The organism is Vibrio sp. YT-15, from assembly GCF_033337445.1.
Lineage (GTDB): Bacteria > Pseudomonadota > Gammaproteobacteria > Enterobacterales > Vibrionaceae > Vibrio > Vibrio alginolyticus.
The window spans coordinates 128,174-134,556 of the sequence record NZ_JAWOQR010000013.1 but is presented as its reverse complement, the minus strand read 5'-3'; the positions used below and the strand labels follow the sequence as shown (position 1 = coordinate 134,556).

Annotated in this window: 8 protein-coding genes; all 8 read left to right on the top strand. The window is 43.4% G+C overall.

The window, feature by feature from the left end; genetic code table 11:
• The first annotated feature begins 519 nt into the window (after positions 1–519).
• The 8 genes from R7D93_RS20335 to R7D93_RS20300 all read left to right on the top strand — a co-directional run bounded on the left by R7D93_RS20335 (position 520) and on the right by R7D93_RS20300 (position 6,306).
• Positions 520–804, top strand: coding sequence for a hypothetical protein (locus tag R7D93_RS20335; protein WP_225477858.1), 285 nt, complete (start codon positions 520–522; stop codon positions 802–804).
• Between the two features lie 7 nt (positions 805–811).
• Complete coding sequence (locus tag R7D93_RS20330) at positions 812–2,230, top strand: hypothetical protein (protein ID WP_225477860.1); 1,419 nt, start codon at positions 812–814, stop codon at positions 2,228–2,230.
• 239 nt (positions 2,231–2,469) lie between these two features.
• Positions 2,470–3,378 (top strand): carbon-nitrogen hydrolase family protein, encoded by a 909-nt coding sequence (locus R7D93_RS20325; protein WP_225477862.1) that lies wholly within the window; start codon positions 2,470–2,472, stop codon positions 3,376–3,378.
• Positions 3,379–3,506: 128 nt separating this feature from the next.
• Complete coding sequence (locus tag R7D93_RS20320; protein WP_225477865.1) at positions 3,507–4,037, top strand: hypothetical protein; 531 nt, start codon at positions 3,507–3,509, stop codon at positions 4,035–4,037.
• 45 nt (positions 4,038–4,082) lie between these two features.
• On the top strand, positions 4,083–4,382 hold the full coding sequence (locus R7D93_RS20315) for a hypothetical protein (RefSeq protein WP_053409816.1): 300 nt from the start codon (positions 4,083–4,085) through the stop codon (positions 4,380–4,382).
• A gap of 573 nt (positions 4,383–4,955) precedes the next feature.
• A complete protein-coding gene (locus R7D93_RS20310) occupies positions 4,956–5,342 on the top strand; it encodes a WGR domain-containing protein (protein ID WP_225477867.1) in 387 nt (128 codons plus the stop codon).
• Positions 5,343–5,393: 51 nt separating this feature from the next.
• Entirely contained in the window at positions 5,394–5,672 is a 279-nt protein-coding gene (locus tag R7D93_RS20305; protein ID WP_053409813.1) for a hypothetical protein, read from the top strand.
• Entirely contained in the window at positions 5,665–6,306 is a 642-nt protein-coding gene (locus R7D93_RS20300; protein ID WP_053409812.1) for a hypothetical protein, read from the top strand. The genes R7D93_RS20305 and R7D93_RS20300 overlap by 8 nt, the downstream gene beginning before the upstream one ends.
• The last annotated feature ends 77 nt before the right edge of the window (positions 6,307–6,383 follow it).

The window sequence follows — 6,383 nt, the reverse complement described above, 5'->3', positions numbered from 1 at the left end:
TCTGTCCCTGTATTGTTGGGTACTATCAAAACAGATCGACCACTTAAAGTCATGTCCGAAAATTGGGGGCCACTTCTCTGGACGCAACACTACCATCAAAGCCACATCACATCACCAAAATAAAAACACTAAAAATCAAGATCTTAAAAACCCTCATTTTGCCTATTTTAAGGGGGTAAAATAGCGCCCTGAGCCTCTATGTTAACGTTCAAAGTACGCGGCACCATTGAAAAAAGTTATCCGCTTAAAAAGCCACAGAGAAAAGGAACCCAATAGATTACTGATGTCCGCCATTAGGTAAAGTAACCTTAAACGGAAGCCTGCAATTTGAAGTAGATACAAGGTCTAAGAAGGAATGGGGCAAAAACGTTTTAGAAATGGCAGAGAACCGATGCGAACGCTGCCATTTTAGTATGGTACTTTAATACTCAGTATGAATCTTTATTCCTCAGTGTGAGACTTTATTCTACTCACACACGTAAGCCCTTTTGGTCTGACCTCACAGGGCAACCGTATCGTTTGAAGTCTGATTTAACACTTAAGGGGATCTCTCTTCATAAGCAACAATACTGCGACCTAGTTAAATTCGGCAGCGTACAACCAGAAACCAAGGAAAATATGCGCGAACACTGGCTAAATGTTAACGATGACAGTGAGTATGTTGATTTTGTTCAAGCTCTTAGCACAGAAACGGACTTACCTTTCCAACACTTTGACCGCCTGCTTTCGGAATCCGAGCACGAGGTAATAAGTGCAGCCGTAAAGCGAATTACTCAAAACCAATATCCACAATCTGTTAAGTGAGGCTGTCATGGGAACAATGCTAGTAGGTGAAGGTACACAGTATGAAAAAGCACTTTCATGGGTCAAAGTGGCGATTGGTGACAACATTAAAATGCCTGATGGTTCTATTTTCAAGCTTGAGAAGAAGAACGCGAAAAGTGCAGTTTGCATCGATGATGCCGGCGAATCGGTAAATATTCCGATCAAGAAATTGCTACCGAACGGATCGGATGCCTACGTGTCTTCGGTTGTTCGCCAGTTACAAGACTCAACTGAAATAACCTTCGACGCAAATACCGAGGATTATTTTCAAGACAGCACATTACCAAACTACGAGTGCAGTGATTCCCTATCTTTGGCTAGGCGCTTAATCCGGGCTAACCGCTGCAGCACTGATCCAATGAAAGACATCCTTGAGCATCTGGCAAATAAATTGTCAAAGCAGGATGCCGGGTTAAGCTCAACAAAGAAAAAAAATGCGGCAAAACTGGCAGCCCGACACCTGCTGGGTGATTTTCCTGTTCCAATGCACGATGATACCCACTACGCAGCTGCAGAGTGGTTGGCCTTTGATACATGGTTCTTTAGACATCACAAGACAGCTAGGCTCATTGAACTCGCCACCAGCTTTGATGAAACACTAAAAGCCCGAATTGGTCAGAAAGCCTTTAGCGCTGTTTTCGCTTATCGCCGGGCATCAACGGCAAAAGAACAATGCACGAAATTATCAGATTGCTTACACGGATGGTTCATGCGAGCTGACACCCCAACACTAGAAAAAATGAATGAAGCTTATAACCATCTACTTAACCGCATCGATTATCAGTCGAGAAGAATGGCTTTTATCATCATGAACAAGGCAATATTCGACTCAAAAACTCCTGTTGAGTTGGTGGTCAGCACGCTAATCGATAGTGATGCATCAGATCTACTAGAACCAATCTTGACGAACATCCATAACATTGAGTTTGGTTATTCAAGCCGTTCGGCATTGCCTACATTTTCCGATTTGATCGGTGGCCGCGTTTCAATCACCGACGTTCAAGCCGCTATGGTCAAACGCGATCAGGACATTGAAAACCAGAGAACTCAACACGCGTTGGATGTAGCTGCATCCGTGACTAAGGTTGCTACCGTACTTGAATCCATTGAGAGTAGTCATCTGCCATTCATTAATAGAAAGTTACGCGAATCAGGCTGTAATAAGTTCAATAAAGAATGGTCATCTACTGATAACGACCACGTGCTAAAAATCAATTGCGCCGGCCGATATATTAAATTGCCGGTTTGTAACGACGATTTGAAATCTCTGACAGTAAAAAACTTCATTTCTGCACTTGATCACAAGTTAAGTGAAGCGGGTGAACAACTAAATCATGAACTGTTGGAAAGCTCGATCGATTATGCCTTCGCAGTAACAACAAAGTTTCTCCAGACACTAAATTAAAAGGAAAATGGTTTTGACTACGTTTCACGAAAGAAAGGCATCGAGAAAAGAATATTACTTCCGGTTTATTTATGGTTGGATACTAGTTCCGTGCACTTCCTGCAATGGCAGTGGGTATTATGACTCTAATGGTTCGCCTCCGTGTGGCAGTTGCAACGGCAGAGGGAAAGAACGCATCCGAGGGACTAAGGCTATTCAACAATGATTGAAATTTATGGACAACAAATTTAAGTGAATAAATGAGAATCAGACTTCTTTTGTGCGGTGCTGTAATGCTATTCGCTAACATGACAAACGCTTCGCCCGAACCACCAGCAAAACCATTTACGTTTTCCGCGGTTCAACTCAAATCATCTGACGTAGGTAATTTCTTCAAAATGAAGCTTCTTGCCTCTCGCGCCAAAGCCGCTGGCGCCGAACTGGTCATTTTCCCTGAGAGCTCTGTTTTTGGCTGGCTAAATCCCAATGCATTTATGCAGGCAGAACCAATACCCGGAAAATACAGTGAGAAGTTTGCCCAGATTGCATCTAGCTTAAATATTTGGGTTGCCGTTGGCCTTGCAGAGAGAGCTGAGCGCGCTGGAGCAGGCAGTTTACCCGGAGCTTATAACGTCTATGATAGTGGAATACTCATTAATCCTGATGGAGAAATAGTTCTCCATCATCGCAAAGTGAACGTATTAGGTAATGCGTTTGACCCCGATAACTGCAAACGATACCTAAACAAAACAAAATGCAGTTACACACCAGGAAAAGTCGAAGACTTAAAAACGGTCAAGACGGATTTTGGCCAAACAACCTTACTCGTTTGTGCGGATGCCTACGTGCCAGGTCAAGGCAATATCACAGGTACTTTAGATCGAGTAAAAAAAACAAACGCTAACGTTATAATTGTACCGTGGGGCGTCACTTCGTCCGAGCAATCTCAATGCGGGAACCCCGGCTTTAATGCAACCGGCATGGCTAGTCATGCTGCAAAATATCTATCGGCTTATGTGCTTGGTTCAAATGGTACCGGAGAACGTTTATACGGTAACAACTTACCATCCTACTATTGCGGCTCAAGCGGTTTTAGCTCACCGTCAGGCAAATACACAGAGTCTACAGTTAGGTTTTCCGAAATAGCTACTTTTAGAGTGACGAATTAATACCAACTTCTATTTGATAAAAGAGCTGCAATTACGCGGCTCTTTTAGTATCTGCCCAGGGAGTTGCGCGATCTCGTTTTGACCGCAGTATTTGAAATATCAGATAACAAACGACTGAGATTTTAAATATGCAAAATGTACCACAAATACTACGCAACGCTCTTCCTCACCAGTTGGCCAACGTGGTTGCCGCAACTGGCGAATTCAATGGCACCATCGATATGCTTATAGAAGCAATTGAAGGATGCTCTGTATCCCTCCCGCAAAGCGCAGATGTTGATGAAGCGATCCCAGCTTCAATATTTGTACTCGACGAAGAGCTAGACGGCACTTCAATTGGTGCTTTAACAAAGCTTTGGTGTAAGCGCTTAGCGATTCAACAAAGTCAAGATGCCTTCTTATTGTCACTGGTTAAGCGAGCAATTACCGCTCTTGCAATAAACGACGATCTTCCTCAAGACGTGAGCTCATTGGACATGGCAAAGCTTGCTGAAATTGGCAGTAGAACCAGCCAGGATTTTCACGCGTCTACGGGTGACATCTACCAGTTCAATTCAACCATCAGTTGTTGGGAGTGCGGTGAAATGCATTTCGACATGGATTCGGATGGTTATCCCTGCGATCAACACGGAAACCATGTATCAGGAAAATTCCTGTAACCCGGCGCCACACCTTAAATGTTGAAACGAACTGGAGAATGAAAAATGGGCAAACACCTATCAATAAAAATTGGCAATTTACCGCGAACTTTTAAGAAGAGCTTATCAGGGATGCCACCCGAGATAGCAAAGAAGGCCAGAAACATTACTCAGCAAATTGCTTCTGGAACACCAACTGGTGAATTTGAAGCGAAACGACTGACGATTAATCGAAAAGTGCTGTCGTTCAAAATTGGCAGTCGGTACCGGATGTTGATGGCTGAAACACCTAATGGCATAGAACCTTGGATGTGTTGCTCGCACGAAGATTACAACAAGATCTACATGCGTATTTCGACCTCATAAAGATGTCTACGGAGACTTAATTGAAGTCGCAGAGAACTTTTTTTGCCAAAAGCCCTTCTGGGCACAGAGTGTGGCCGCGGTTTCTGATGTCACAGAAGACACCATTGACGTCCCATAGAAGACATCAAGAACAAACAGAAATGAAATTCATGCACCCGTTACGGGTAAAATTTAACTACGTTGGAGACAACAATGCTTACTGCCATTAATTATTTACTTTGGTCGCTTATCGGCCTGATGTGTGCCTATAAACATCAAAACCGTCCAACTGAAAGTATTTCCAAAACACCGTGGATCTTTCTATCGATAGTCTCGATGTCAGTGTCGATCGCCCAGAGTGTTGATACTGTCTTAACCCCTACTTTTCGACATTTCTCCAACTACCTGACTGGAGAATTGCAGTTCAGCCAGGCTTTGACCGAACTAATGCTCCTTACCGGGTTTGCAATAATCTGTTCAGTCTATTGCTACATGCTACCTGTACGTGTTTCGGCATGGGCGTCTAAGCGTGCATTTGCGCGATATTCGGAGTGTGCAACCATATAAAAATCAAAACGAATTGGGGATATATTCATGAAAGAACAGGTTGTTTACCAGTGGTACCTTGAACACACGAACAGTTCAGAGAACAAGCATAAGTTCTATGAGGTTTCGATTGTCCAACGCGGTATAGATTCATTTGCTGTTACACGTCGTTATGGCCGAATCGGTACCAATAGTAAACCGCGAGACGTAGACACTTTTTCTGTCTTTGAATCTGCATTGGCTAAAGGCCAAGAGTTAGTTTCCTCTAAGCGCTTTAGTAATCGTGATGCCTACTCGTTAATGCGAGAAACAAGCCCTAATGAAGTTGTTAAAGGCACACCAGCGCCCCAAATGGTTCCATCTATACCTGAAATCGTCATTGAAGAAGAACCAGCAGTAGATGACTCCTTCTGGACAGGTTTGAAATTGGCTTAAAAAAGATGGCCTGCTCAGCAGGCCAAATACTATCAGAGTGAGAGTAGACATATGATAGCCCGTAAAATTCCACGTAATGATGCTTACAAAATTCTACGAAGCTTAAAAGATGTACCGTGCATGTCTGAACAAGAAATGAGTGCATCTGAAAAGCTTGGTCACTTGAGCCCAGGTCGGGTTGTTGACCAGCTACAGTCATTTGCTAATACGGAAAAGCAAGAGACTGAACTTAACCGGAGATGTCGAGCTGCCGGGCTCCAGTTTTTCTTTGATCAAGGTGGTTTGGTCCAATTCAGAAAAATTGTTCAAGAGGAAAAGTGTGATGTATGAACTTAATATCAACCATTTAAATGTTAATGGCTTTATGGACGTTCACACCATAGATGTTCCTATAACTGGAGATTCTCTGGAGATTACTGATAAGGAACATGCTTTATTTCGTGTATCACGAATGAATAAGGTCTGTTCAAAAACGGGCGTTCAGGCACTAGGCCCATCATCAACTTTTCAAGTGATTAATGACAAAACGTTCACCTGTCGTTTGGACGCCGAAGAAGCCTTGACCCAAGATTTTATGGTTAGTTCTGACGTGGTTTATGCGGTCGTTGTAACGCCTGAGTCAGCCCAACCATATGTGTTATACGCGGCTTACGTTTATAACCCGCAGAAAGTCGCGGCTAATCGTGCAAAAGCAAACATGCCGTTCACGGCCAAAATCACTTTTGAAAATTATGCCGCGACGGAGAAAACCGTAAATGAAAAGAACATCCAAGAGGCCCTATCCCTGTTATCGGTTAATAGAGAAATTAGCTCAAGGTTTGAAGGCGATACATTTTGTATGTTTTGTGAACCCCGAGAAGCCAGTGACTTATTTAACGCGGTCAGTAACTTAATTAGTCGGATGCGGCTCAATCTTACGGGTACCCAGTTCGATGGCGTTACTGCCGCCGTAAGATACGTTTAATTGATGGTGCAGCTATATGGCTGCGCCGCCCTTAAAACAATTCTCCATCCCTGTTCCACCAGCAAGCTATTCAAGCT

Coding starts and splice junctions, on each gene's coding strand:
- R7D93_RS20305 (WP_053409813.1), top strand. CDS start 5,394: ATGATAGCCCGTAAAATTCCACGTAATGATGCTTACAAAATTCTACGA.
- R7D93_RS20310 (WP_225477867.1), top strand. CDS start 4,956: ATGAAAGAACAGGTTGTTTACCAGTGGTACCTTGAACACACGAACAGT.
- R7D93_RS20320 (WP_225477865.1), top strand. CDS start 3,507: ATGCAAAATGTACCACAAATACTACGCAACGCTCTTCCTCACCAGTTG.
- R7D93_RS20315 (WP_053409816.1), top strand. CDS start 4,083: ATGGGCAAACACCTATCAATAAAAATTGGCAATTTACCGCGAACTTTT.
- R7D93_RS20325 (WP_225477862.1), top strand. CDS start 2,470: ATGAGAATCAGACTTCTTTTGTGCGGTGCTGTAATGCTATTCGCTAAC.
- R7D93_RS20300 (WP_053409812.1), top strand. CDS start 5,665: ATGTATGAACTTAATATCAACCATTTAAATGTTAATGGCTTTATGGAC.
- R7D93_RS20330 (WP_225477860.1), top strand. CDS start 812: ATGGGAACAATGCTAGTAGGTGAAGGTACACAGTATGAAAAAGCACTT.